Source organism: Sphingopyxis flava, assembly GCF_900168005.1.
GTDB classification, from domain to species: Bacteria; Pseudomonadota; Alphaproteobacteria; order Sphingomonadales; family Sphingomonadaceae; genus Sphingopyxis; species Sphingopyxis flava.
Genome location: NZ_FUYP01000005.1, coordinates 56,647 through 79,441, shown reverse-complemented (window position 1 = coordinate 79,441; position 22,795 = coordinate 56,647). Strand labels below are relative to the sequence as shown.

Here is a 22,795-nt window from a genome sequence, read left to right as displayed (position 1 = left end):
CCCGGTCTTGGTCTGTGGCGGACGGCAAGGACATACGGGAGACTCGAAGATGCGACAGATCGACCATCATATCGTCGGCGGAGCGGGCGGTAGCGCGCGCCAGGGTAATATTTTCGACCCGAACAATGGCGGCGTTCAGGCCGCGGTCGCGCTCGGAGACGCGGCGCTCCTCGACCGGGCGGTCGCGGCGGCGAAGGCGGCGCAGCCCGCCTGGGCGGCGGTGAATCCGCAGCGCCGCGCGCGCGTGATGTTCGACTATAAGCGCCTTGTCGAAGCCCATATCGACGAACTTGCCGAACTGCTGGCGAGCGAGCATGGCAAGGTGGTCGCCGACGCGCGCGGCGATGTGCAGCGCGGGCTCGACGTCATCGAATTCTGCTGCGGTATTCCGCATGTGCTGAAGGGCGAATATACGCAGGGTGCCGGCCCCGGGATCGACGTCTACTCCATGCGCCAGCCGATCGGTATCGGCGCGGGCATTACCCCTTTCAACTTCCCTGCGATGATCCCGATGTGGATGTTCGGCCCCGCGATCGCGACCGGCAACGCGTTCATCCTGAAGCCCAGCGAGCGCGATCCGAGCGTGCCGGTGCGGCTCGGCGAACTGATGCTCGAGGCGGGGCTGCCCGAGGGCATCTTGCAAGTGGTTCACGGCGACAAGGAAATGGTCGATGCGATTCTCGACCACCCCGACATCGGGGCTGTCAGCTTCGTCGGTTCCTCCGACATCGCGCACTATGTTTACAACCGCGGCGTCTCGAACGGCAAGCGCGTGCAGGCGATGGGCGGCGCGAAGAACCACGGCATCGTGATGCCCGACGCCGACCTCGACCAGGTGGTGAACGACCTCACCGGCGCCGCCTTCGGCTCGGCGGGCGAGCGCTGCATGGCGCTGCCCGTCGTCGTCCCGGTGGGCGAAGACACCGCGAACCGGCTTCGCGAAAAGCTGGTTCCCGCGATCGAGGCGCTGCGCGTCGGCGTGTCGACCGATGCCGAGGCGCATTACGGCCCCGTCGTCTCGGCCGCCCACAAGGCGAAGGTCGAAGGCTGGATCCAGAAATGCGCCGAGGAGGGGGCCGAGTTGGTCATCGACGGCCGCGGCTTCACGCTCCAGGGGCATGAGGAAGGCTTCTTCGTCGGCCCGACGCTCTTCGACCATGTCACCCCCGACATGGAAAGCTACAAGGAAGAGATCTTCGGCCCGGTCCTCCAGATCGTCCGCGCCCCCGACTTTGAAAGCGCGCTCGAACTGCCGTCGAAGCACCAATATGGCAACGGCGTCGCCATTTTCACACGCAACGGTCACGCGGCGCGCGAATTCGCCCAGCGGGTCAATGTCGGGATGGTCGGTATCAACGTGCCCATCCCGGTGCCCGTCGCCTATCACACCTTTGGCGGCTGGAAACGCTCGGCCTTCGGCGACACCAACCAGCACGGCATGGAAGGCGTCAAATTCTGGACCAGGATCAAGACGGTCACGGCGCGCTGGCCCGATGGGGGCGGCGACGGGTCGAACGCCTTCGTCATCCCGACCATGGGCTGAGAGGCCGGGCAGGCGATGAAACCGCGCCGTCGCATAGCGCATTCTTCTGTGCAAAGGAGAATGACGATGATGCGTTGGATGATCCCTGCCATGGTGCTGATGCTTGCCGCGTGCAGCAGCGGCGAGGATGAGAAGCAGCCCGCCGAGACCGCCGAAGGATCTGCGCCGGCACACGCGCCGGCGGAACCCGCACCCGCTGCCTCAGCGGCGGATGCAGACCTCGCCTATAGGCCTGACCCGTCGGTGACACCTCCCGCCGCGCCCGATCCGGGCATCGGCAGCGGCGAGAAGGCAATTCCCACTGCGATCCAGGGGCGCTGGGCGCTCAAGGCGGCCGATTGCGCGGCACCGCGCGGCACAGACCTCACCGCGCTTGTGATCGATGCCAGCACGCTGCGCTTCTTCGAATCAGTCGGTGAGCTTGCCCGGGTGCGCGAGCGCAGCCCGAAGCGCATCATCGCTGACTACAAATTCAGCGGCGAAGGCGAGGAATGGGACCGGCTGGTGCTGCTCGCGCTGGAGGACGGTGGCAAGGTGCTGGTCCGCCGCGATTATGGCGAGGGTGTCCCCGCTGAACCGATGCGCTATACGCGCTGCACCGCCTGAGCGGTGATGGATGAGAGGGAGTTGACCATGAACAGTCGCTGGATCGCAATCGCCGCTGCCTTGCCGCTTGCCGCCTGCGCCGCGGGCGATGTTTCCACCGGATCAACGCCGCCTCCGCCGACTGCCGAGATGACCTGTAACGCCGACGCGGTGCAGTCCTATGTCGGCCAGACAGCAACGGCCGAACTGGGCAGCGTGATCCGGAAGGCCACGGGCGCGCGCACGCTGCGCTGGGGCCCGCCGCGCTCCGCGATGACGATGGACTATCGTCAGGACCGGGTGAACGTCATGTACGATGACGCCTACAAGATCACGCAGATCAGCTGTGGTTGAAAGCTCGCGTCAAACCCACAGCTCCGCCTCCCCTTTCGAACCGGTCTACGGCTACAGCCGTGCGGTTAGGGTGGGTAACCGCATCGACGTCGCAGGCTGCGCACCGATCGAGGCCGACGGCTCCTCTACCGTGGGCGATGCCGGAGTGCAGGCAGCGCGCTGCCTGACGATCATCAGCGAAGCGCTCGCCGCGCTCGGCAGTCATCCTGCTGATGTCGTGCGCACCCGCATGTACATCACCGACCCCGGCGATGCCGAGCTTGTCGGCCGCGCGCATGGGGCCATGTTCGGCAATGTCCGGCCCGCCGCGACGATGGTCGTCGTGTCGGCGCTGCTCCGCCCCGAATGGAAAGTCGAAATCGAGGCCGAGGCCATCATCGAGAAAAGAGCATGACCGACCAATTTCAACTCACCGACGACCAGCTTGCCATTCAGGATATGGCGCGCAAATTCACTGCCGACGCCATCACGCCCCACGCCGCAGAGTGGGACGAGACGGGGCATTTCCCGCGCGACGTGATCAAGCAGGCGGCCGAGCTTGGTTTTGCCGCAATCTATGTCAGCGAGGAATCGGGCGGCATCGGTCTCGGCCGTCTCGAGGCGGCGCTGATCATGGAAGCAATGGCCTATGGTTGCCCCGCGACAAGTGCTTTCGTCTCGATCCACAATATGGCGAGCTGGATGATCGACCGGTTCGGCGGCGACGCGGTGAAGGGCAAGTTCCTCCCCAATCTTGTCACCATGGACAAGATGGCAAGCTATTGCCTCACCGAACCGGGCTCCGGCTCGGATGCCGCGGCGCTCAAAACGACGGCGAAGCTCGAGGGCGATCATTATGTCGTCAACGGCACCAAGCAGTTCATCTCGGGCGCCGGGGTGAACGACATCTATGTGACGATGGTGCGCACCGGGCAGCCCGGGCCGAAGGGCATTTCGTGCCTCGTCATTGAAAAGGACATGGAAGGCGTCAGCTTTGGCGCGAAGGAGCGCAAGCTTGGCTGGAACGCGTCCCCCACCGCGCAGGTCATCCTCGACAATGTGAAGGTGCCGGTTGAAAATCGGGTCGGGGCCGAGGGCGATGGCTTTCGTTTCGCGATGGCGGGGCTCGACGGGGGGCGGCTCAATATCGGGGCATGCTCGCTCGGCGGGGCGCAGCGCTGCCTCGACGAAGCGATCGGCTATACAAAGGATCGTCAGCAGTTCGGGCAGCCGATTTCCGATTTCCAAAATACCCAGTTCATGCTCGCCGACATGGCGACCGACCTCGAAGCCGCGCGCGCCCTGCTCTACCTCGCCGCGGCGAAGGTCACCGCGAACGCGCCCGACAAGTCCCGCTTCTCGGCTATGGCGAAGCGCCTCGCGACCGACAATGGCAGCGCGGTGGTGGACCGCGCCCTCCAGCTTTTCGGCGGCTATGGCTATTTGAAGGATTATCCGATCGAGCGCTTCTGGCGTGATCTGCGCGTTCACTCGATCCTCGAGGGGACCAATCAGGTGATGCGGATGATTGTGGGAAGGGACTTGCTGCGCCAATGACCGAAGATGTTCTGATTTCTGTGGAGGGCCGCGCCGGCCGCCTGTCGCTCAACCGGCCGAAGGCAATCCACGCGCTCAACCTGCCGATGTGCGAGGCGATGACCGAGGCGCTCTTGGCATGGCGCGATGATGCCGCCATCGAGGCGGTCGCGATCGACCATAGCGAGGGCCGGGGGTTTTGCGCCGGCGGTGACATCCGTATGCTCGCTGAGAGCGGCGCGAAGGATGGCAAGGAGGCGCGCGCCTTCTTTCACACCGAGTATCGCCTCAACCATTTACTGTTCACCTATCCCAAGCCCGTGGTCGCTTTCATGGACGGCATCACCATGGGCGGCGGGGTCGGCATCTCGCAGCCGGCGAAGTATCGCGTCGCGACCGAGCACACGCGCTTTGCGATGCCCGAGACCGGAATCGGCCTGTTTCCCGACGTTGGCGGCGGCTGGTATCTGCCGCGGCTTGAGGGGCGCGTCGGCGTCTTTCTCGCACTTACCGGTGCGCGGCTCGACGGCGCTGAGTGCCTCGCGCTCGGCCTTGCGACCCACTATCTGCCCTCCGAGCGGCTCGCCGAGGCGAAAGAGCGCATCGCAGCACATCCCGACCGTATCGGCGGCATATTGGGCGAGCTGTCGGTCACCGCACCGCCTGCCGCGATTACGGGCCGGATCGACAAGATCAATCGCCTGTTCGCGAGCGACCGCTATGAGGACATCCTCGCAGCTTTGGAAAAGGACGGAAGCGAGTGGGCCGCAAAAGAACTCCATGCGCTCCACACCAAATCGCCGCAGACCTGCAAGGTCGCGCTTCGCCAGCTTCGCGAAGGCGCGACGATGCCCGATTTCGCAGCCGAGATGGTGCAGGAATATGCGATCGGCAGCCGCGTCGTCCAGATGCACGACTTCCTCGAGGGTGTCCGCGCGTTGATCGTCGACAAGGACAACAGCCCGAAATGGAATCCGCCGAGTGCGGACGCCGTGACCGACGAATGGATTGACGCGATCTTTGCGCCGCTGCCGGCCGATGAGACATGGACGCCGCTCGCGTGAATCGATGGAGAAGAAGATGACCTACCAAACCATACTTGTGGAACAGCGGGGCGCCGTCACGCTGGTGACCTTGAACCGTCCGCAGGCATTGAACGCGCTCAACTCTGGCGTGCTCGACGAGCTGATCGCGGCCTTCGCGGCGTTCGAGGCCGACCCCGGCCAGCGCTGCGCTGTGCTCACCGGTTCAGGCGACAAGGCGTTCGCAGCGGGTGCTGACATCAAGGAGATGGCCGACAAGCCGGCGGCCGATTTCTATCTCGAGGACTTCTTCTCCAAATGGACGAGCGATTTCGTGAAGAAGGTCAGGAAGCCGTGGATCGCCGCGGTCAACGGCTTCGCGCTTGGCGGCGGCTGCGAGCTTGCGATGATGGCCGACTTCATCATCGCGTCGGAGAAGGCGAAGTTTGGCCAGCCCGAAATCAAGCTCGGCGTCGCGCCTGGCATGGGCGGGTCGCAGCGGCTGACCCGCGCGATCGGCAAGGCGAAGGCGATGGAGATGTGCCTGACCGGCCGGATGATGGACGCCGGGGAGGCCGAACGCTCGGGCCTCGTCGCGCGCGTGGTACCGCACGAAACGCTCGTCGATGACGCAGTGAAGACCGCGAGCCTGATTGCCTCGATGCCCCCGATGGCCGCAATGGTGAACAAGGACATGGTCAACGCCGCGTTCGAGACGACGCTCGACCAGGGCCTCATATACGAACGCCGCCTGTTCCAGATTCTCGCCGCGACCGAGGACAAGGCCGAAGGCATGGCCGCCTTCATCGAGAAGCGCGAAGGCGTGTGGAAGGGGCGGTGATCGCGGGCCTCGTCTCGCTGGTTATCGGTGCAGTCGCCCTCTCGGTCGGCTGGAACCACTGGCGATACAGGAAACAAGAGACGATCAGCATGCTGGAAGTCGCTATTCTGCGGTCGACCGGTGAAGAATCGATGCCGCTGACGAAGCTCGATTGGTTTCTCAAAAATCTTCAGGCCATCCTCGGGTTCATTCTGGGCCCGTTTTTCATCCTCGCCGGGATGGCCATCATTCTGGATGAATTGGAACTATTATGAAAATCGCCTTTATCGGACTCGGTAACATGGGCGGCGGGATGGCCGCGAATCTGGCGAAAGCGGGACATGACGTCCGCGCGTTCGATCTCAGCGAAGAGGCGCTGTCGCGCGCCGTGGACGCCGGCTGCGTTCGTGCGGCTTCGGCGGCCGAGGCGGTCGCCGGCGCCGAAGCCGTCGTGACGATGCTTCCCGCGGGCCAGCATGTTGCGGGCGTCTATGAAAGCGACGTCTTCCCGAACGCCGCGCCAGGCACCTTGCTGCTCGACTGTTCAACCATCGACGTTGCGACCGCGCGGGCGAACATCGAGGCCTCGACCGCCAAGGGTCTCGTCGCAGTCGACGCGCCCGTCTCGGGCGGCATTGCAGCCGCGAATGCGGGCACGCTCACCTTCATGGTCGGCGGCACCGATGAGGGCTTTGCGCGCGCCGAACCGATTCTGGCAAAGATGGGCAAGGCGGTGATCCACGCCGGCGACGCGGGCGCGGGGCAGGCCGCGAAGATCTGCAACAATATGCTGCTCGGCGCTTCGATGATCGCAACGTGCGAAACCCTGGCGCTCGCGCAGAAGCTGGGGCTCGACCCGCAGAAATTCTTCGACATCGCCAGCGTGTCGTCGGGGCAATGCTGGTCGCTCACGAGCTATGCGCCGCTGCCCGGCGTGGGTCCGGCCACGCCCGCGGACAATGATTACAAGGGCGGTTTCGCAGCGGCGCTGATGCTCAAGGACCTGCGCCTCGCAATGGAAGCGGCCGCCAGCGTCGATGCCGATGTGCCGATGGGAACAAAGGCGCGCGAGCTCTACGAGGCGTTCGTCGCGGCCGATGAGGGTGGTCACGACTTCTCGGCGATCATCCGGACCTTGCAGGGCTGATTGCGAGGCGCTCGGCCCCAAGGCGCGAAAGCGTACCGACGCGACAAGGGAAACGCCGCCTGACGCGGGGGTCAGGCGGCGATGTCCAGCGGAGGTGAGCCGGCTTTAAAAGCCGCTTTTAGCCTCTGCCTTTTCCTTGAGCAGCGGCGCGACCTCAAAGCCGTGCTTTTCCAGCGCCGCGGCAATCTTGTCGGTGCCTTCCAGCCCCGCCCAGAACATCGGGCCGCCACGATAGACAGGCCAGCCGTAGCCGTAGATCCAGACGACATCGATGTCGCTCGCGCGCTGCGCCTTGCCTTCCGCGAGGATCAGCGCGCCTTCGTTGACCATCGGATATAGGGTGCGCTCAATGATTTCCTGCTCGCTGATCTGGCGCGTTTCGATTCCCGCCTTCTTGCGGAACTCGCCTATGATCTCTGCGACACGCGCACTTTCCGACGGATTGCGCTTGTCGTCATAATCGTAGAAGCCGGCCTGCTTTTTCTGTCCCCAGCGGCCCTCCGCGCACAGCGCATCGCGGATGCTCTCGATACGGTTGGGGTCGCGGTGCCAGCCGATGTCGACGCCGGCAAGGTCGCTCATCTGGAACGGGCCCATCGGCATGCCGAAATCGACGTGGACCTTGTCGACCTGCGCAGGGGTAGCACCTTCGAGGAGCAGCTTCTGCGCCTCGATCTGGCGCGGCGCGAGCATGCGGTTGCCGATGAAGCCGTGACAGACGCCGGCGACGACGGCGACCTTGCCGATCTTCTTGCCAATAGACATGGCTGTGGCAAGCACGTCGTCGGCGGTCTTGTCGCCGCGCACGACCTCGAGCAGCTTCATGACATTCGCGGGCGAGAAGAAGTGCATGCCGAGCACGTCACCGGGGCGGCTCGTCGATGCCGCAATCTCGTTGATATCGAGATAGGAGGTGTTCGACGCGAGAATTGCGCCCGGCTTGGCGATCGTGTCGAGCTTGCCGAAAATCTCCTTCTTCACATCCATATTCTCATAGACGGCCTCGATGATGAGATCGCAGTCCGCGAGCGCTTCGAGGTCGAGCGACGGGGTGATGAGCCCCATCATCTGCTCGACCTGCTCGGGCTTGAAGCGGCCCTTCGCTGCGCTGGCGTCATAATTCTTGCGCACGACACCGAGCCCGCGGTCGAGCGCCTCCTGCTGCATCTCGACGATGGTGCAGGCAAAGCCCTTCTGCAGGAAGTTCATCATGATGCCCCCGCCCATCGTGCCGGCACCGATGATGCCGACCTTCTTAACGTCGCGCAGCTTGATGTCCTTGGGCAGACCGTCGATCTTCGCCGCCTGGCGTTCGGCGAAGAAGATGTGGCGCTGGGCCGCCGACTGGCTGCCCATCATGAGCTTCATGAATTCCTGGCGTTCGAAGGCGAGTCCTTCCTCGAAAGGCAGACGCGTCGCGGCCTCGACGCAGGCGAGGTTGGCATAAGGCGCATCGAAGCCGCGCCAGCGCTTTGCATTCTTGGTCTTGAGCTCCTCGATCACGCCGACGTCGCCGAACACCGCGCGTTCGCGGGTCGGGCGCGGGCCGTCCGCAATCTTGGCGCGCGCAAAGGCGATCGCATCGGCGGCGAGGCTATCCTCACCCGCCAGTTCGTCGACGAGTCCAAGTTCCTTCGCCTTTGCAGCGGGCAGCGGCTCGCCGAGCGAGGTCATGGTGGCTGCCGCCTCGACGCCGACGACGCGGGGCAGGCGCTGGGTGCCGCCCGCGCCGGGCAACAGACCCAGCTTGACTTCGGGGACGCCGAGCTTCGCTGAGGGAACCGCGACGCGATAATGGCAAACGAGCGCGGTCTCGAGCCCGCCGCCGAGTGCCGTGCCGTGGATCGCGGCGACCACCGGCTTGTTCGCGGCTTCGACCATGTTGAGGACCGCATTGAAGTCCGGGCCGCGCGGGGCTTTTCCGAATTCGCTGATGTCGGCGCCGGCAATGAAGGTGCCGCCGTCGCAGCGCAGCACGATCGCCTTGACGCTGTCATCGGCGAGCGCGGCCTCGAAATGGGTCTTCAGCCCTTCGCGCACGTGCCACGACAGCGCGTTGACCGGGGGGTTGTTGACGATGACGACGGCGACTTCGCCGTCCTTCTCCATCGTGACGCTGACGGGGGTTTCATCGGACATGGGAGAACTCCTTGGTCTGGAAAAATCGAAAAAATCTCAGTCGTCGATCGCAGCGTGAACGAGGGTCTTCACCTCACGCCGCACGGGATAGGTGGAAGAGGGCATGAGCTGGGTCATGAAGACCATGCAGATCTGCTCGACCGGGTCGACGAAAAAGCCGGTCGAGAACATGCCGCCCCAGTAAAAATCGCCCGCCGACCCGGGGATACCCGCGCGTGCCGGGTCGAGCGTAACCGCAAAACCGAGGCCGAAGCCGACCCCCGCATTCTCGTCTTCGGAAAAAATGCCGACGCTGTGCTGGGTGAGGTCGCCGCCGCCGACGAGATGGTTCGAGGTCATGAGGTCGAGCGTCTTGCGGCTGATGATCCGTACATCACCCATCTTGCCGCCTGCGAGCAGCATCAGGCAGAAGCGGTGATAGTCGTCCAGCGTCGAGGCGAGCCCGCCGCCGCCCGAGTGGAAGCTTCGATCCTTGGCCCAGCGGCTGCGCTGTCCGGCGTCGAATTGCCGCATCTTCTCCTTCGGGTGAAAGGCGTAGGCGTCGGTCAGGCGGTGCTGCTTGTCGGCTGGCACCTTGAAGCCCGTGTCGACCATGCCGAGCGGGTCGAAGATGCGCTCCTTGAGGACCTGCGCGAAGGACTTGCCCTCGATCCGCTCGATCACCGCGCCGAGTACGTCGGTCGCCATCGAATAATTCCAGTGCGCGCCTGGGTCGAACTGGAGTGGAATCTCGGCCAGCCTCGCAATGAAGCTGTCCATCGTGTAATCGGCGTCGAAATCGTCGATCTTGGTCTTGCGATAGGCAGCGTCGACAGGCGTACGCTCCTGAAAGCTGTAGGTCAGTCCCGCGGTGTGGCGCAGCAGGTCGACCATCAGGATCGGGCGTGCCGGCGGGCGGGTCAGGAAAGGGGCGTTGCCGCCGCCTGCGACGAAAACACCGGTATTCTGAAATTCGGGGCAGAATTTCACAAGCGGATCGGACAGGGCGACCTTGCCTTCCTCAAGGAGCATCATGAACGCGATGCTGGTAATCGGCTTGGTCATGCTGGCGATGCGGAAGATCGCATCCTCCTGAAGCGCCTCGCCGGGCCGTGCTTCGCCGATGCACGAGCGGTGCGCGATATCGCCGCGGCGCGACACGAGCGTCGCGGCATGAGGCAAGCGTCCGGTGTCGACATATTTCGCCGCGAGAAATGCCGGGATGCGATCGAGGCGCGTCTTGTCCATGCCGTGGCTCACGTAATTCGCACTCCTTCGAGAATGGTGGCGGCCTCTGCGAGTAGCGCCGGATCGATGGCGAGGTCGGCGGCTGCGGCGGTCTCGCGGAGCTGATCGGGCCGGCTCGCGCCGACGATTGCGCTGGTGATGCCGGGCTGCGCGAGCACCCAGGCGATCGCGAGCTGTGCCATCGTGCATCCCGCGCGTTCGGCGAGCGGGGCGAGCTTCTGCACCGCCTCGAGCACCGGATCGGCGAGGAACTGCCGCATGAAATGCGCGTCGTCGCTCGCTGCGCGGCTCCCCTCGGGAAGCGCGGCGCCGGGGCGGTATTTGCCGCTCAGCACACCCTGCGCGAGCGGCGACCAGACGATCTGGCCGATGCCGCTGGCGATGCTGATCGGGACGACCTTTTTCTCGATCCGGCGATAGAGGAGGCTGTACTGCGGCTGGCTCGACACAAATTTGACGTGCGGGGGTGCAAGCGCGAGCGCGGCTTCGATCTGGTCGGGTGCCCATTCGGAAAAGCCTATCGCGCGTGCCTTGCCGCTCCGCACCACCGTGCTCAGCGCCGCCATCGTCTCTTCGAGCGGAGTGTCGGGGTCATAGCGGTGGCATTGGTAGAGATCGACATAGTCGGTCCGAAGCCGCGCCAGGCTCGCGTCGATCTGCCTTGCAACTTGCGGCGCCGACAAGCCCCTGTCGGTCTTTGACATGGGGAAAAAGAGCTTGGTCGCAAGAATATAGGAGTCGCGCGGTCGCCCCTCGAGCGCGCGGCCGAGAAATTCCTCTGCTGCGCCGATGCCATAAACGTTGGCAGTGTCGATGAAATTGATTCCGGCATCGAAGGCCGCGTCGATGCAGGCCTGCCCCGCGCTGTCGTCGACCCCGGCGCCATAGGTCAGCCAGCTGCCGAGGCAGATAGCCGAAACGCGGATGCCGCTGTCGCCAAGCTCCCGGTACTGCATCGCATCTGCTCCTAGTGCGAGGTCTGGCCCAGCAACTGCCGCGTCACCGGATGCGAGCTGGTAAGACCGCCGTCTACCGCGATCGCCTGTCCGTTGACATAGCTCGCCTGGTCGCTTGCGAGGAAGAGAGCGACATTGGCGAGCTCCTCGGGCTGGCCGGCACGCTTCAGCGGATTGAGCTGCCCGATCTTGTGTGTGACGCCCTTTTCCTTCGCATAGTCGAAGGTCGGCTTGGTCATACCGGTCTCGGTCAGGCCGGGACAGATCGCGTTGACGCGGACATTGGCGCTCGTCATCTGCTGCGCCGCAGTCTTGGCGAGGTTGATGACGCCCGCCTTCGACGCCGAATAGGCGGCGGGGCCCGCGCCTGAATTGATCCCTGCGACGCTTGCGGTCAGCACGATTGCGCCGCCGCGACCCTGATCGACCATCGCCTTGCCGGCATGTTTCACCATCAAGGCGGGGCCAATCAGATTAACGCGCAGCGTTTCGGCCCATCCCTCGGGCGTGATGTCGAATATGCCCCCCATGTCGCCGATGATCCCGGCATTGGCAAAGGCGATATCGAGCCCGCCATAGGTCTCGATCGCGGTTGCGACGAGCTTTGCCACATCGGCCTCGACCCCGGCGTCGATTTCGAGCGCGACGGCTTCGCCGCCGGCTTCCTTCACGGCCTTCGCGGTGTCGTGAACTGCCGCTGTCTTGTCGCCAATGACCAGTTTTGCGCCCTCGGCGGCAAAGCGCAGCGCGCTCGCGCGGCCGATGCCGGAGCCTGCTCCGGTGATGATCGCGATCTTGCCGTCCAATGCGCCCATGCTCATCCTCCGCTCGAAGTGTTGCCGCCGTCAATGACGATCGTCTGGCCGGTGGTGAAGCCGCCCGCCGGGCTTGCGAGAAAAACTGCGGCGCCCGCGATCTCGTGCGGCTCGCCGATGCGGCGCAGCGAGGCGCGGCGCGTCGACACCTCCAGCGTGTCGGGATTCTCCCAGAGCGCGCGTGCGAAATCGGTCCTTATGAGGCCAGGCGCGATGCAATTGACGCGCACGCCCTGCGGCCCGAATTCGTCGGCGAGGTTGCGCGCCATCTGCATGTCGGCAGCCTTCGAGATCGCATAGGCCCCCAGGATCGACGAGCCCTTGAGGCCGCCGATCGAGCTGATGATCGTGATCGATCCCTTGCCCGCGGCGAGCATCGCGGGCGCACACATGTGGATCAGCCAGTGGTTGGCAATGATGTTGTTGTCGAGGATCTTGCGGAACTGCTCGTCGCTAATCCCCGCCGAAGGACCATAATAGGGGTTCGAAGCCGCGTTGCACACGAGCGAGGTGACCGGACCGAAGACGGCGAGGGTTTCATCGACCAGATGCTGAAGCGCCTCCTTCGATGAAATATTGGCCGCGACCGCGATCGCTGTGCCCGGTCCGTGCCGGGCGTTGAGCTCGGCAGCCACCGCATCGCAGGCGTCCTGCTTGCGGCTCGAGATCACGACCTTCGCGCCATGCTCGGCCATCGCTTCGGCGATCGCCTTTCCTATGCCGCGTGACGACCCGGTGATCAGGACCACCTCGCCCGTCATGTCGAACAGCCTCATGCGCCGGCCTTTCGGGCAAAGTCCCACGCCTTCTCGGCGAGCGGCAGGACGCGTTCGGACATCGCCTTCGCGTGGGCCGAGGAAGCGGTGCCGTCTATGACGCGCTTCTTGATCCCCTGCATGATCCCGGCGAGGCGGAAGAAATTATAGGCAAAATACCAGTTCATATCGGGCACGCCGTTTCGTCCCGTAGCCTGGCAGTAGCGCTCGACGACCTCGTCGAGCTCGGGAATGCCGAGCGCCTTGCGGTCGATATCCATGACGCCCGACCGCCCGCCATTCTCGGTCACCCACGCCATTGCGACATAGGTGAAATCGGCGAGCGGATCGCCCAAAGTCGACAGCTCCCAGTCGAGCACCGCGAGCACTTGCGCGCGGTCCTTGGCCCAGATCATGTTGTCGATGCGATAATCTCCGTGAACGACGCTGGTGCGCGTCTGTTCGGGGAGCGTCGCGGGCAGCCAGGCGATCAGCTGCTCCATCTCGTCCATCGTTTCGGTTTCGGAGAGCCGGTACTGCTTGGTCCAGCGGTCGACCTGGCGGCCGAAATAATTGCCGGGCTTGCCATAGTCGGCAAGGCCCGCTGCCTCGACATCGACATTGTGGAGCGCCGCGAGCGTGTCGATCATCGCGAAATAGGTGGCGCGGCGGTTCTCCGGCGTCGAGCCCGGCATTGCGCCGTCCCAGATGGTGTGACCGTCGACCATCGCCATCACATAGAACCAGCTGCCGATGACATTCTCGTCCGTGCACAGGCCATATTGGCGTGCGACAGGGAAGCCCATTTTATGCAGCCCCGACTGGACCTTATATTCCCGGTCGACCGCATGGGCCGAAGGAAGGAGCGGGCCGAAGGGCTTGCGGCGCAGGACATAATGGCCCGATGGCGCCGAAATCTTGTAGGTCGGGTTCGACTGGCCGCCCGCAAACTTGCTCTGAGTCAGCGGACCTTTGAACCCCTCGACATTGGCTTCCATCCAGGCGGTCAGCTTCGCCTCGTCGAGGATGTCGGCGCCCTCGGGCGCGACGGTGCCGCTGAAAGCCTTCTGCGCGTCGAGCTCCGTCGTCATTGGTCGAATATGATCACCGATCGCGCGGCGTCACCCTTCTTCATCTTGTCGAACCCTTCGTTGATCTGTGAGAGCGGGATTGTTTCAGCAACGATGCTGTCGAGGTCGAGCAGCCCGCGCAGGTAGAAATCGACGAGCCGCGGGATATCGACCGGGAATCGGTTGCCGCCCATGATCGCGCCCTGCAATTTCTTGCCGGAAAGAAGGTCCATGGCGCCAAGCCCGACCTTTTCCGAAAGCGGCATCATGCCAAGGATCGTCGCGGTGCCGCCGCGGCGAAGCGCGGCCACGGCAAGGTTCGCCGAGGCGGGGCGGCCGACTGCCTCGATCGCATGGTCGACGCCGCCCTTCGAAATTTCGACGATCTGCTTCGCGGCATCGTCGGCAAGGGCGTCCACGACGTCGGTCGCGCCCAGCTTTTGTGCGAGCGCGCGCTTTTCGGGCACCGGATCGGCGGCAATGATGCGCCCCGCGCCGGCGATCTTTGCTGCGTTGATTGTCGCAAGTCCCACGCCGCCGCAGCCGACGACCGCGACCGTTTCGCCCGGCGTCACCTTGCAGGCGTTGAAAATCGTGCCCGCGCCGGTGGTTACCGCGCAGCCTATCACCGCGGCGCGGTCGAGCGGCATGTCGGGATCGATCGCGACGCAGGCATGTTCGTGAACGAGCATCACCTCCGAAAAGGCGCTGAGGTTCAGCATCTGGTTGACGGGCGATCCGTCCGGGCGTGTGATCCGGGGCGCCGAGCCCGCCGGCCGCCGTGTATCGCCGCCCATGCATAGCGACATGCGCCCGGAGACGCAGAACTCGCAGTGGCCGCAGAAGGCAGAAAGGCAGGTGATGACCGCATCGCCCGGCTTCACGGTGCGCACCTCGCTGCCGACCGCCTCGACAATGCCCGCGGCTTCGTGGCCGGGGATGGCGGGAAGGGGATGCGGGTAGGCGCCCTCGATGAAATGCAGGTCCGAATGGCAAAGCCCGCACGCGGCCGTACGGATGCGCACCTCATGCGGCCCGGGCTTGTCGACGACGACCTCCTCGATGGCGAGCGGCTTGCCGGGTTCGATCAGGACAGCGGCTTTGGTCATCTGAAATCTCCGTTCGTCCCCTCCCGCTTGCGCGGCGGGGCAGGGGAGGGGATTGGAAATGCGAACCGGGCCGGGCCCTCCCCCGGCCCGCCCGCGAGGCGGAGGGGGTTAGCGCGACACCCCGATGTCCCCCGACGAAAAGCCGGGGTCGCTCACGGGCGCATGCTTGGCAAGTTCGATCCGTGCGATGGCGCGCGCGTGTACCTCGTCAGGTCCATCGGCAAGCCGCAGGGTGCGCTGATGGGCATAGGCGTTGGCGAGACCGAAATCGTCGGATACGCCGCCGCCGCCGTGCGCCTGGATCGCGTCGTCTATGATCTTGAGCGCCATGTTCGGCGCCTGCACCTTGATCATCGCGATCTCGGCCGCGGCAGCCTTGTTGCCGATCTTGTCCATCATATCGGCCGCCTTGAGGCAAAGGAGGCGCGTCATCTCGATGTCGATGCGGGCGCGTGCGATCCGCTGTTCCCAGATACTATGTTCGGCAATGGTCTTGCCGAAGGCGACGCGCGACTGGAGCCGCTTGCACATTTTTTCAAGCGCTTCCTCGGCGACGCCGATCGTGCGCATGCAGTGGTGGATGCGGCCCGGCCCGAGGCGGCCCTGCGCGATTTCAAAGCCGCGGCCTTCGCCGAGCAGCATCGCCTCTTCGGCGTTGACGCGCACGTCCTTGAGCTCGACCTCCATATGGCCGTGCGGCGCGTCGTCATAGCCAAAGACCGGAAGGTGGCGCAGCACCCTGATCCCGGGCGTGTCCATCGGCACTGCGAGCATCGACTGCTGCTGGTGGCGCTTCGCGCCGAAATCGGTCTTGCCCATCACGATCGCGACCTTGCAGCGCGGGTCGCCGAGGCCCGACGACCACCATTTGCGGCCGTTGATGACATAGTCGTCCCCGTCGCGCTCGATGCGCGTCTCGATATTGGTCGCATCGGACGAGGCAACTGCGGGCTCGGTCATCAGGAAGGCGGAGCGAATCTCGCCGTTCATGAGCGGCTTCAGCCAGCGCTCCTTCTGCGCGCGCGTGCCGTAGCGGTGGAACACCTCCATATTCCCGGTGTCGGGCGCTGAGCAGTTGAACACCTCGCTTGCAAAGCCCACGCGTCCCATCTCCTCGGCGCACAGCGCATATTCAAGGTTGGTGAGCCCGGGGCCGTCGAACTCGAAGCTTTCGTCGACATGATGGTGCGCGGCGCTGCGCGGCGGCATGAACAGGTTCCAGATGCCTGCGGCCTTCGCCTCGGCCTTGAGGTCCTCGACGACCTCGATGACCTTCCAGCGGTCGCCGGTGCGGTCCTGCTCCTTGTAGGTGGCCACGGCGGGGCGGATCTTGCGCTCGATGAATTCGCGCACGCGGCCCTGCCAGTGCTTCTGCCGCTCGGTGAGGTCGAAATCCATCGGTGCTTCCTTTCCCTTTACGTTCACGTAAGCCTTTGGACCGATTCGCCCCCCTTTGCCAAGTCCCGCCGCACAGAAAATTGCCGGCTGCCGCGTGGCGGCGCATTCTTCCGTTACGGCCGCGGTTTCCCGCGATCCGTGAAATTCTGCGGGGTCGCGGCGAGGGTCGCAAGCCGGGCTTCGTGGCTGGCCCGATCGATAGCATAGCGCCGCAGTCCGAGCGCCGCCATGATCCCGATCAAAATCATCAGTCCCGCAAAGATCCATGCCATCGTCGCGGCGGTGCTCGCGGGCCAGTCTTCGGGACGGATCTGCTCGGTGAGACCGGCATAAGCGACGAGCTGGCCGACGAGAAAGATACCGAGCGCCTGGCCGAATTTCTGAACCATCAGATAGCCGGCGAAAAAGACGCCCTCAATTCGCGTGCCATGGTCGACTTCGTGCGCCTCGACGATCTCGGCTACCATCGACGAGGCCGAAATCGTCGCAACGATCAGTCCGAAGAGCGAAGCAGTCTGGAGCGACAGCAGCAGCCCCATCGAGGGCCAACCGCCGAGTTCGGGCCACCATCCGAGGTTGCGCGCGGCGTAGGGGAGGAAGGCGATTGCGCCGCTCGCGAGCGCCGCGCCGACCGCGGTGTCGCGCTTCCCGAAGCGGCGGTGGGCATGGCCGACCGCCGCGAATGCGCCAAAGACCGCGATCGCGAGGCCCGCCGGATACCAGGCGAGCTGCGCGTCGCTCATTTGCCAGACATAGAGCATCATATAATTGGTCGAGGCAATCGTCGTCGCATAGCCGGTGGTGATGAACAATGCGCCGCTGACGAGCGCGACAAAGGCGGGATTGCGAAAGGCGAGGATGATGTCGGCGAACATCGCCTTGCTGGGGTGCGCACCAGCGCGCGGCGGCGGCAGGGCGAGAATGCGGCGCTGCTGCCCGAGCGCGGAGCCGAGGGTCGAGAAGAGGATCAGCGCCGCGCCGAAGAGGCCGAAGGCGGCGTAGCCCGAAGGATCGAGCAGGCCGTTGGTCGCCGGATCGTCAGACCTTAGAAAATAACCATAGGCCAGCGTGACCGCGAGCAATCCGCCGAGCCAGCCGAACAGGAAGCGATAGCGCATCAAGGCGGTGCGCTCGTCATAGTCGCGGGTCAGTTCGGCGACGAGCGAGACGGACGGAATTTCGCATGCCGACACGAGCACGCGCACCGCGACAACATTGAGGAACAGCCCCAGCGCCGAATGCGCCGCGATGTCGGGGGACATCCAGAGCAGCGCCCAGGCGATGGCCATCGGCAGGGCCGCGCCATAGAGCCAGGGCAGCCGCCTCCCCAGGCGCGTGCGCGTGGCATCGGAGAGACGGCCGATCAGTGGATCTACCATCGCATCGATCACCATGGCCCCGATCAGGATCAGCGACACCACGCGCGGATCGAACCCCAGCACCTGATTGTAATAGATCATGAAAAAGGTGGTGAGCCCCGACTCCTTGATCCCGAGCGTGACGCTGCCAAGGCCATGCGCGGCCTTGATGCGGGTCGGAACCTGGGCGGGGAGAGGGCTGGGCGTCATCGCTCGGCACCGGCCTCGGCGGCGGCAAGCGCGGCGACGCGTGCCTCATGATCCTCGCGGTTGATCGGATAATGGCGGAAGATCAGCGCCGACAGCACCGCGCACAGGATCACGAGCGCACAGTAATAGAAGGAGAAATTGTCGATAACGGTTTCCGGCACCTTGGCTGGATCGGCCTTCTCCGGAATCCCGGCAAGGTCGACGAGGAGCCCGGTGACGAAAATTCCAAGCCCCGTTGCGCATTTCTGCATGAAGAAATTGCCCGCGAAGAAGGTGCCCTCGCTGCGGCGCCCGGTCTGCACTTCGGACGCCTCGACGATATCGGCAATCATCGAACCGCCCGAGATCATCACCGACACGCTGAACAGGTTGGCGAGGAAAAAGAAGATGAAGAGGCCGGCGGTCGACGCCGCGCCGCCCTCGGCTGGCCAGAGATGCAGATGGCGCAGCACGAAGGGCGTGACCCAGAAGGCCATGCCGATCAGCCCGCCGGCGATCGCCGTGGTCCGTTTGCCAAAGCGGCGGTGCGCGGGTCCGACGAGCAGGAAGGTGCCCACCACGCTTGCGAACAGCACCCAAGGGTAAATCATGAAGGCTTCGGGCGAGAAGCGCCAGATGAAGAGGTAGAGATAGTTGGAAATGGAGAAGGTGATCCCCTGGCTGGTGTAGGCGATCGCGCCCGCGGCGAGCAGCACGAGAAAGGCGGGGTGGCCGAGCGACTCGCGTATCTCGCGAAAGGCGGTCCCGATGCTGAAGGCCGAGGGCTTGCGCGCGGGCCAGCGCGCGGCCCAGCGATGCTGCCCCGCGGCCGAGATCAGCACCGTCGCCGCCATCAGCAGCCCGCCGAACAAGCCATATTGATAATAGCCCTCGACCGCGAGCAGCGACTTGGCGAGGAACAGGTCGTAGGCGAGGAAGAGCATCAGCAGTCCGCCCGCCCAGCCAAAGAGGTAGCGATAGCGCATCAACGTCGTGCGCTCGTCATAGTCGCGTGTCAGCTCGGGCAGCAGCGCGACCGAGGGCACTTCGCAGCAGGACACGAGGCTGCGCACGATCACCGCGACGATAACGAGGTGCCAGAAGCCGGGCGCTGCATTGGGGTCCGGCGTCCACAGCGCGAACCAGGCAAAGGCGAGAGGGATCGGGGCGAGATAGAGCCAGGGCAGGCGGCGGCCCCAGCGGGTGTGCGTCTGGTCGGAGAGATAGCCGATGACGGGGTCAACGAAAGCGTCGAGGACGAGCGCGAGCATCAAGGCAAAGCTGACCAGCTTTGCGTCCATCCCCAGCACCTGATTGTAGAACAGCAGCAGGAATGTCGAAAAGCCGTTGTCCTTGACCCCGTAGGCAATGCTGCCGAGGCCGTGGAACATCTTGAGCCGCAGCGGCAGCCGCGCCGGCCCCGCCGCAGCGTTCACGCGCCCGCCCCGGCCCTGGCGGCTTCCTCCATCTGCGTCAGCGCATCGAACAGTCCCGGCGTTTCAGGATCCCAGGCGTGGCGCTGGCCGATCGTCAGGCCGCCGTCGACCAGCAGGTGCGTGCCGGTCATGAACGAGGATTCCTCGCTCGCCAGATAGGCGACGGCGTTTGCGATGTCCTCCGGCTGGCCGCCGCGCGCGACCGGCTGTGCATGGGCGCTCATGTCGGCGATGATGGCCTTGGCCGCACCCTTGCTCGCCTCGGGGACTTCGAGCGAGGAGGTAAAGATGTCGGTGTTGATGAAGCCGGGGCAGATCGCGTTCACGCGAATGCCATATCGGGCAAGATCGGTCGCTGAGACCTTGGTGAGGTGCAGCACGCCCGCCTTGGCCACAGCATAGGCGGTAGGAGAATAGCCCGCACCCAGCGCCGCGACGCTCGCAGTGTTGATGATCGATGCGCCGCTGCGGCCCTTCATGTGCACGCTTGCGTAGCGGATGCCCATCGCCACCGATTTCAAAAGCAGGTCCATCGTCCGGTCCCAACCTTCGGGCGTGATTTCATCGATCGGGGCGCGGTCGCCGCCCGCGCCGGCATTGTTGAAGACAATGTCGATACCGCCTCCCCTCGCGGCGGCCGCGTTCATCAGCGCTTCGATGTCGGCGGGCTCGGTGACGTCGCAGCGGACGAAGTCGATCTTGCCGTTCGAGGTCTCGGCCAGCGCCCGCCCGCCCGCTTCGTCGATGTCGGCGGCGAAGACGTGCGCGCCTTCGCCCGCGAGTTTCAGGACCGCCGCCTTGCCGATGCCCGATGCCGCGCCGGTGACGACGGCGACCTTGCCTGCGAATCGCATCATCCTGCTCTCCCCTTTTCTTTTGCGACCTAGCTTAGGGGCGCCAGAGGTCGCGTCAACGCCGAGCCATCCGACGCTACGGCGCCGTAACGGCAGGTCGGCCTACCCAAGTTGACGCTTGCGTAAACTTGGCGACTCCCCTTAGTTTGCGCGCCAGAAGAGGAGCCTGAAGATGAGCGATCTGGACGCCTTTCGCGCCGACGTGCGCGCGTGGCTGGAAGCCAATTGTCCCCCCGAAATGCGCGAGCCCGTCCGCGACGAGGACGACATTTGCTGGGGCGGCCGCAAGTTCAAGTTCAAGAATGAGGCGCAGAAGCTGTGGCTCGATCGCTGTGTCGCCAAGGGCTACACCGTCCCCGACTGGCCGAAAGCCTATGGCGGCGCCGGCCTCTCGCCCGAAGAGACGAAAATCCTCAAGCAAGAAATGGCGCGCATCAACGCCCGCCCGCCGCTCCAGAGCTTTGGCATCTGGATGCTTGGCCCCGCGCTGCTCAAATTCGGGACCGAGGAGCAGAAAGTCCACTATCTGAACCAGATCGCACGCGGCGAAATTCGCTGGTGCCAGGGCTATTCCGAACCCGGCTCGGGCAGCGACCTCGTCAGTTTGCAGACCTTCGGCGAGGACAAGGGCGATCACTGGGTTGTCAACGGATCGAAGATCTGGACAAGCTATGCCGACAAGGCCGACTGGATCTTCTGCCTCGTTCGCACCGACAAGACGAACAAATATCAGGGTATCACCTTCATGCTCTTCGACATGGAGAGCCCGGGCGTCACGACGAAGCCGATCCTGCTGATTTCGGGCAACTCGCCTTTCTGCGAAACCTTCTTCGATGATGTGAAGGTGCCCAAGACCCAGTTCGTGGGCGAAATCAACCGCGGCTGGGACGTGGCAAAATATCTGCTCGGTCACGAGCGCGAGATGATCTCGGGTGGCGGCGCCGGGGGCGATATGGTCAGTATCGGAGCGCTTTTTGCCCAGTCGCTCGGCAAGAATGACCATGGCGAACTCGACGATCCGATCCTGCGCGCCGAAATGGCGGCGTTCGACGTCGACGTCTTTGCCTACCGCGCGATGGGCGAGCGTTTCATGGATATGTGGAAGACTGGCCGCGCACATCCCGCCTCGTCAAACATGATGAAATATGTCGGAACCGAGCTCAACAAGCGGCGCCATGAACTCGTCATGTCGGGCGGGGGCAGCGACGCGCTCGAATGGGACAGCGAGGAAAGCAAGGGCGGTGCGCGTGCACGCACCTGGCTTCGCACCAAGGCCAATTCGATCGAAGGCGGGACGAGCGAAGTCATGCTCAACGTCATCGCCAAGCGTATCCTCGACCTTCCCGGAGCCTGATCCATGCCGCTCTACCACAATGACGACCAGGCGATGCTCAAGGACAGCATCGCGCCCTTCGTGGCCGAAAAGGCCCCGGTTTCGCACCTCCGCCAGCTGCGTGACAGCGCCGATGCCACCGGCTTCTCGCGCGACCTTTGGGCGCAGTTTCTCGAAATGGGGCTGCCCGGGATGCTCGTTCCCGAGGAGCATGGCGGTCTCGGCATGGGGCATCTGGAGGCGGGTATCGTGCTCGAGGAAATCGGCCGTAACCTGACCCCTTCACCCTTTCTGTCGACCAGTGTCGGTGCGGTCGCGGCGCTCGCGAAGGCGGGCGGCACGCAGGCCGCCCGCTGGCTACCCGCGATTGCAGCGGGCGAGGCGATCGTCGCGCTCGCGATCGATGAGGGCGCGAAGCATCGTCCCGACCGCATCCAGGCGACCGCGACGCGCAGCGGCAACGGCTTCCGCCTCGACGGCAAGAAGAGCTTCGTTCTTCACGGTCATGTCGCCGACATGAACATCGTCGCCGCGAAGGCCGACGGGGGGATCACGCTGTTCGCGGTGCCCAAGGACGCGAAGGGTCTGACCGCCGATCCGCGCCGCCTTGTCGACTCGAGCCTTGCAAGCCACGTCACTCTCGATGGCGTCGAGGTCGACGCCGATGCGGTGATCGGAGAAGTCGGCGCAGGAGACGCGATTCTCGAAGCCTTGCTCGCTGCGACGCGCACCGGCGCTGCGGCGGAGATGGTGGGCGTCGGGCAGGGCGCGATGGATATGACCATCACCTATCTTAAGGAACGCAAACAGTTCGGGCGCCTGATCGGTGAGTTCCAGGCGCTCCAGCACCGCGCGGCACATCTTTATGGCGAGATGGAGGTCGCGCGCGCGAGCGTGATGAAGGCGCAGCAGCTGCTCGACGAGGGCAGCGCCGGCGCAAAGCTGATGGTTTCTGTCGCCAAGGCGAAAGCGGGACGCGCTGCGGGCCTTGCGGTGCGCGAGGGGGTCCAGATGCACGGGGGCATCGGGATGACCGACGAATATGATATCGGCCTTTACATGAAACGCGACCGCACGCTCGCCGAATATATGGGCGATGTGCATTATCACATCGATCAGGTTGCGCGGATGAACGGCTACTAGGTGAGCCAATTTTAGAGTGGAAGAGAG

22 protein-coding genes are annotated in these 22,795 nt (G+C 64.6%); 11 read left to right on the top strand and 11 right to left on the bottom strand.

Features of this window, described 5'->3' with window-relative positions:
- Window positions 1-49: 49 nt before the first annotated feature.
- From B5X69_RS05395 to mmsB, 9 genes are all read left to right on the top strand, one after another.
- Window positions 50-1,543, top strand: coding sequence for a CoA-acylating methylmalonate-semialdehyde dehydrogenase (locus B5X69_RS05395; protein ID WP_079637674.1), 1,494 nt, complete (start codon window positions 50-52; stop codon window positions 1,541-1,543).
- Window positions 1,544-1,612: 69 nt separating this feature from the next.
- The gene (locus B5X69_RS05390) at window positions 1,613-2,149 is read left to right on the top strand and encodes a hypothetical protein (protein WP_245798610.1); all 537 of its coding nucleotides are present in this window, start codon (window positions 1,613-1,615) and stop codon (window positions 2,147-2,149) included.
- 27 nt (window positions 2,150-2,176) lie between these two features.
- A complete protein-coding gene (locus B5X69_RS05385) occupies window positions 2,177-2,482 on the top strand; it encodes an I78 family peptidase inhibitor (RefSeq protein WP_079637673.1) in 306 nt (101 codons plus the stop codon).
- A complete protein-coding gene (locus tag B5X69_RS05380) occupies window positions 2,445-2,876 on the top strand; it encodes a RidA family protein (protein WP_079637672.1) in 432 nt (143 codons plus the stop codon). Before B5X69_RS05385 ends, B5X69_RS05380 begins: the two co-directional genes overlap by 38 nt.
- The gene (locus B5X69_RS05375; RefSeq protein WP_079637671.1) at window positions 2,873-4,018 is read left to right on the top strand and encodes an acyl-CoA dehydrogenase family protein; all 1,146 of its coding nucleotides are present in this window, start codon (window positions 2,873-2,875) and stop codon (window positions 4,016-4,018) included. Before B5X69_RS05380 ends, B5X69_RS05375 begins: the two co-directional genes overlap by 4 nt.
- Window positions 4,015-5,061, top strand: a complete 1,047-nt coding sequence (locus B5X69_RS05370) for an enoyl-CoA hydratase/isomerase family protein (RefSeq protein WP_079637670.1) — start codon at window positions 4,015-4,017, stop codon at window positions 5,059-5,061. Before B5X69_RS05375 ends, B5X69_RS05370 begins: the two co-directional genes overlap by 4 nt.
- A gap of 16 nt (window positions 5,062-5,077) precedes the next feature.
- A complete protein-coding gene (locus B5X69_RS05365) occupies window positions 5,078-5,860 on the top strand; it encodes an enoyl-CoA hydratase-related protein (RefSeq protein ID WP_079637814.1) in 783 nt (260 codons plus the stop codon).
- Window positions 5,857-6,114, top strand: coding sequence for a hypothetical protein (locus B5X69_RS05360; RefSeq protein WP_139375671.1), 258 nt, complete (start codon window positions 5,857-5,859; stop codon window positions 6,112-6,114). Before B5X69_RS05365 ends, B5X69_RS05360 begins: the two co-directional genes overlap by 4 nt.
- Window positions 6,108-6,986, top strand: a complete 879-nt coding sequence (gene mmsB / locus B5X69_RS05355; RefSeq protein WP_079637668.1) for a 3-hydroxyisobutyrate dehydrogenase — start codon at window positions 6,108-6,110, stop codon at window positions 6,984-6,986. The genes B5X69_RS05360 and mmsB overlap by 7 nt, the downstream gene beginning before the upstream one ends.
- A gap of 105 nt (window positions 6,987-7,091) precedes the next feature.
- Here the strand turns inward: mmsB and B5X69_RS05350 are convergent, their stop codons facing one another.
- The 11 genes from B5X69_RS05350 to B5X69_RS05300 form a co-directional block, all read right to left on the bottom strand.
- Window positions 7,092-9,125 carry a 3-hydroxyacyl-CoA dehydrogenase NAD-binding domain-containing protein gene (locus B5X69_RS05350; RefSeq protein WP_079637667.1) on the bottom strand — a complete coding sequence of 678 codons (2,034 nt, stop codon included), beginning with the start codon at window positions 9,123-9,125 and terminating at the stop codon, window positions 7,092-7,094.
- Between the two features lie 36 nt (window positions 9,126-9,161).
- The gene (locus B5X69_RS05345) at window positions 9,162-10,364 is read right to left on the bottom strand and encodes a serine hydrolase domain-containing protein (RefSeq protein WP_245798608.1); all 1,203 of its coding nucleotides are present in this window, start codon (window positions 10,362-10,364) and stop codon (window positions 9,162-9,164) included.
- Window positions 10,361-11,308, bottom strand: coding sequence for an aldo/keto reductase family protein (locus tag B5X69_RS05340; protein WP_079637665.1), 948 nt, complete (start codon window positions 11,306-11,308; stop codon window positions 10,361-10,363). Before B5X69_RS05340 ends, B5X69_RS05345 begins: the two co-directional genes overlap by 4 nt.
- Window positions 11,309-11,319: 11 nt before the next feature.
- A complete protein-coding gene (locus tag B5X69_RS05335) occupies window positions 11,320-12,123 on the bottom strand; it encodes an SDR family NAD(P)-dependent oxidoreductase (protein ID WP_079637664.1) in 804 nt (267 codons plus the stop codon).
- Window positions 12,124-12,125: 2 nt separating this feature from the next.
- On the bottom strand, window positions 12,126-12,899 hold the full coding sequence (locus B5X69_RS05330) for an SDR family NAD(P)-dependent oxidoreductase (RefSeq protein WP_079637663.1): 774 nt from the start codon (window positions 12,897-12,899) through the stop codon (window positions 12,126-12,128).
- A complete protein-coding gene (locus tag B5X69_RS05325; protein WP_079637662.1) occupies window positions 12,896-13,969 on the bottom strand; it encodes a phosphotransferase family protein in 1,074 nt (357 codons plus the stop codon). The genes B5X69_RS05330 and B5X69_RS05325 overlap by 4 nt, the downstream gene beginning before the upstream one ends.
- Entirely contained in the window at window positions 13,966-15,057 is a 1,092-nt protein-coding gene (locus B5X69_RS05320) for a Zn-dependent alcohol dehydrogenase (protein ID WP_079637661.1), read from the bottom strand. Before B5X69_RS05320 ends, B5X69_RS05325 begins: the two co-directional genes overlap by 4 nt.
- A gap of 108 nt (window positions 15,058-15,165) precedes the next feature.
- On the bottom strand, window positions 15,166-16,455 hold the full coding sequence (locus B5X69_RS05315) for an acyl-CoA dehydrogenase family protein (RefSeq protein ID WP_079637660.1): 1,290 nt from the start codon (window positions 16,453-16,455) through the stop codon (window positions 15,166-15,168).
- A 113-nt stretch (window positions 16,456-16,568) separates the two neighbouring features.
- On the bottom strand, window positions 16,569-18,023 hold the full coding sequence (locus B5X69_RS05310; protein ID WP_079637659.1) for an MFS transporter: 1,455 nt from the start codon (window positions 18,021-18,023) through the stop codon (window positions 16,569-16,571).
- Window positions 18,020-19,438: an MFS transporter gene (locus B5X69_RS05305; protein ID WP_245798607.1), complete on the bottom strand. Its 1,419-nt coding sequence runs from the start codon at window positions 19,436-19,438 to the stop codon at window positions 18,020-18,022. The genes B5X69_RS05310 and B5X69_RS05305 overlap by 4 nt, the downstream gene beginning before the upstream one ends.
- A complete protein-coding gene (locus B5X69_RS05300; RefSeq protein ID WP_079637812.1) occupies window positions 19,435-20,292 on the bottom strand; it encodes an SDR family NAD(P)-dependent oxidoreductase in 858 nt (285 codons plus the stop codon). The genes B5X69_RS05305 and B5X69_RS05300 overlap by 4 nt, the downstream gene beginning before the upstream one ends.
- Before the next feature lie 172 nt (window positions 20,293-20,464).
- On the opposite strand from B5X69_RS05300, the gene B5X69_RS05295 reads away from it, so the two are divergent.
- Together B5X69_RS05295 and B5X69_RS05290 are read left to right on the top strand one after the other, a co-directional pair.
- Window positions 20,465-21,646 carry an acyl-CoA dehydrogenase family protein gene (locus tag B5X69_RS05295; protein ID WP_079637658.1) on the top strand — a complete coding sequence of 394 codons (1,182 nt, stop codon included), beginning with the start codon at window positions 20,465-20,467 and terminating at the stop codon, window positions 21,644-21,646.
- A gap of 3 nt (window positions 21,647-21,649) precedes the next feature.
- A complete protein-coding gene (locus B5X69_RS05290) occupies window positions 21,650-22,768 on the top strand; it encodes an acyl-CoA dehydrogenase family protein (protein WP_079637657.1) in 1,119 nt (372 codons plus the stop codon).
- The last annotated feature ends 27 nt before the right edge of the window (window positions 22,769-22,795 follow it).

Excerpts from the sequence above, each read along its gene's own strand:
- B5X69_RS05375 (WP_079637671.1), top strand. The coding sequence starts at position 2,873 with ATGACCGACCAATTTCAACTCACCGACGACCAGCTTGCCATTCAGGAT.
- B5X69_RS05385 (WP_079637673.1), top strand. The coding sequence starts at position 2,177 with ATGAACAGTCGCTGGATCGCAATCGCCGCTGCCTTGCCGCTTGCCGCC.
- B5X69_RS05310 (WP_079637659.1), bottom strand. The coding sequence starts at position 18,023 with ATGACGCCCAGCCCTCTCCCCGCCCAGGTTCCGACCCGCATCAAGGCC.
- B5X69_RS05390 (WP_245798610.1), top strand. The coding sequence starts at position 1,613 with ATGCGTTGGATGATCCCTGCCATGGTGCTGATGCTTGCCGCGTGCAGC.
- B5X69_RS05340 (WP_079637665.1), bottom strand. The coding sequence starts at position 11,308 with ATGCAGTACCGGGAGCTTGGCGACAGCGGCATCCGCGTTTCGGCTATC.
- B5X69_RS05300 (WP_079637812.1), bottom strand. The coding sequence starts at position 20,292 with ATGCGATTCGCAGGCAAGGTCGCCGTCGTCACCGGCGCGGCATCGGGC.
- B5X69_RS05380 (WP_079637672.1), top strand. The coding sequence starts at position 2,445 with ATGACGCCTACAAGATCACGCAGATCAGCTGTGGTTGAAAGCTCGCGT.
- B5X69_RS05295 (WP_079637658.1), top strand. The coding sequence starts at position 20,465 with ATGAGCGATCTGGACGCCTTTCGCGCCGACGTGCGCGCGTGGCTGGAA.
- B5X69_RS05370 (WP_079637670.1), top strand. The coding sequence starts at position 4,015 with ATGACCGAAGATGTTCTGATTTCTGTGGAGGGCCGCGCCGGCCGCCTG.
- B5X69_RS05325 (WP_079637662.1), bottom strand. The coding sequence starts at position 13,969 with ATGACGACGGAGCTCGACGCGCAGAAGGCTTTCAGCGGCACCGTCGCG.
- B5X69_RS05350 (WP_079637667.1), bottom strand. The coding sequence starts at position 9,125 with ATGTCCGATGAAACCCCCGTCAGCGTCACGATGGAGAAGGACGGCGAA.
- B5X69_RS05315 (WP_079637660.1), bottom strand. The coding sequence starts at position 16,455 with ATGGATTTCGACCTCACCGAGCGGCAGAAGCACTGGCAGGGCCGCGTG.
- B5X69_RS05290 (WP_079637657.1), top strand. The coding sequence starts at position 21,650 with ATGCCGCTCTACCACAATGACGACCAGGCGATGCTCAAGGACAGCATC.
- B5X69_RS05320 (WP_079637661.1), bottom strand. The coding sequence starts at position 15,057 with ATGACCAAAGCCGCTGTCCTGATCGAACCCGGCAAGCCGCTCGCCATC.
- B5X69_RS05335 (WP_079637664.1), bottom strand. The coding sequence starts at position 12,123 with ATGGGCGCATTGGACGGCAAGATCGCGATCATCACCGGAGCAGGCTCC.
- B5X69_RS05365 (WP_079637814.1), top strand. The coding sequence starts at position 5,078 with ATGACCTACCAAACCATACTTGTGGAACAGCGGGGCGCCGTCACGCTG.
- B5X69_RS05395 (WP_079637674.1), top strand. The coding sequence starts at position 50 with ATGCGACAGATCGACCATCATATCGTCGGCGGAGCGGGCGGTAGCGCG.
- B5X69_RS05330 (WP_079637663.1), bottom strand. The coding sequence starts at position 12,899 with ATGAGGCTGTTCGACATGACGGGCGAGGTGGTCCTGATCACCGGGTCG.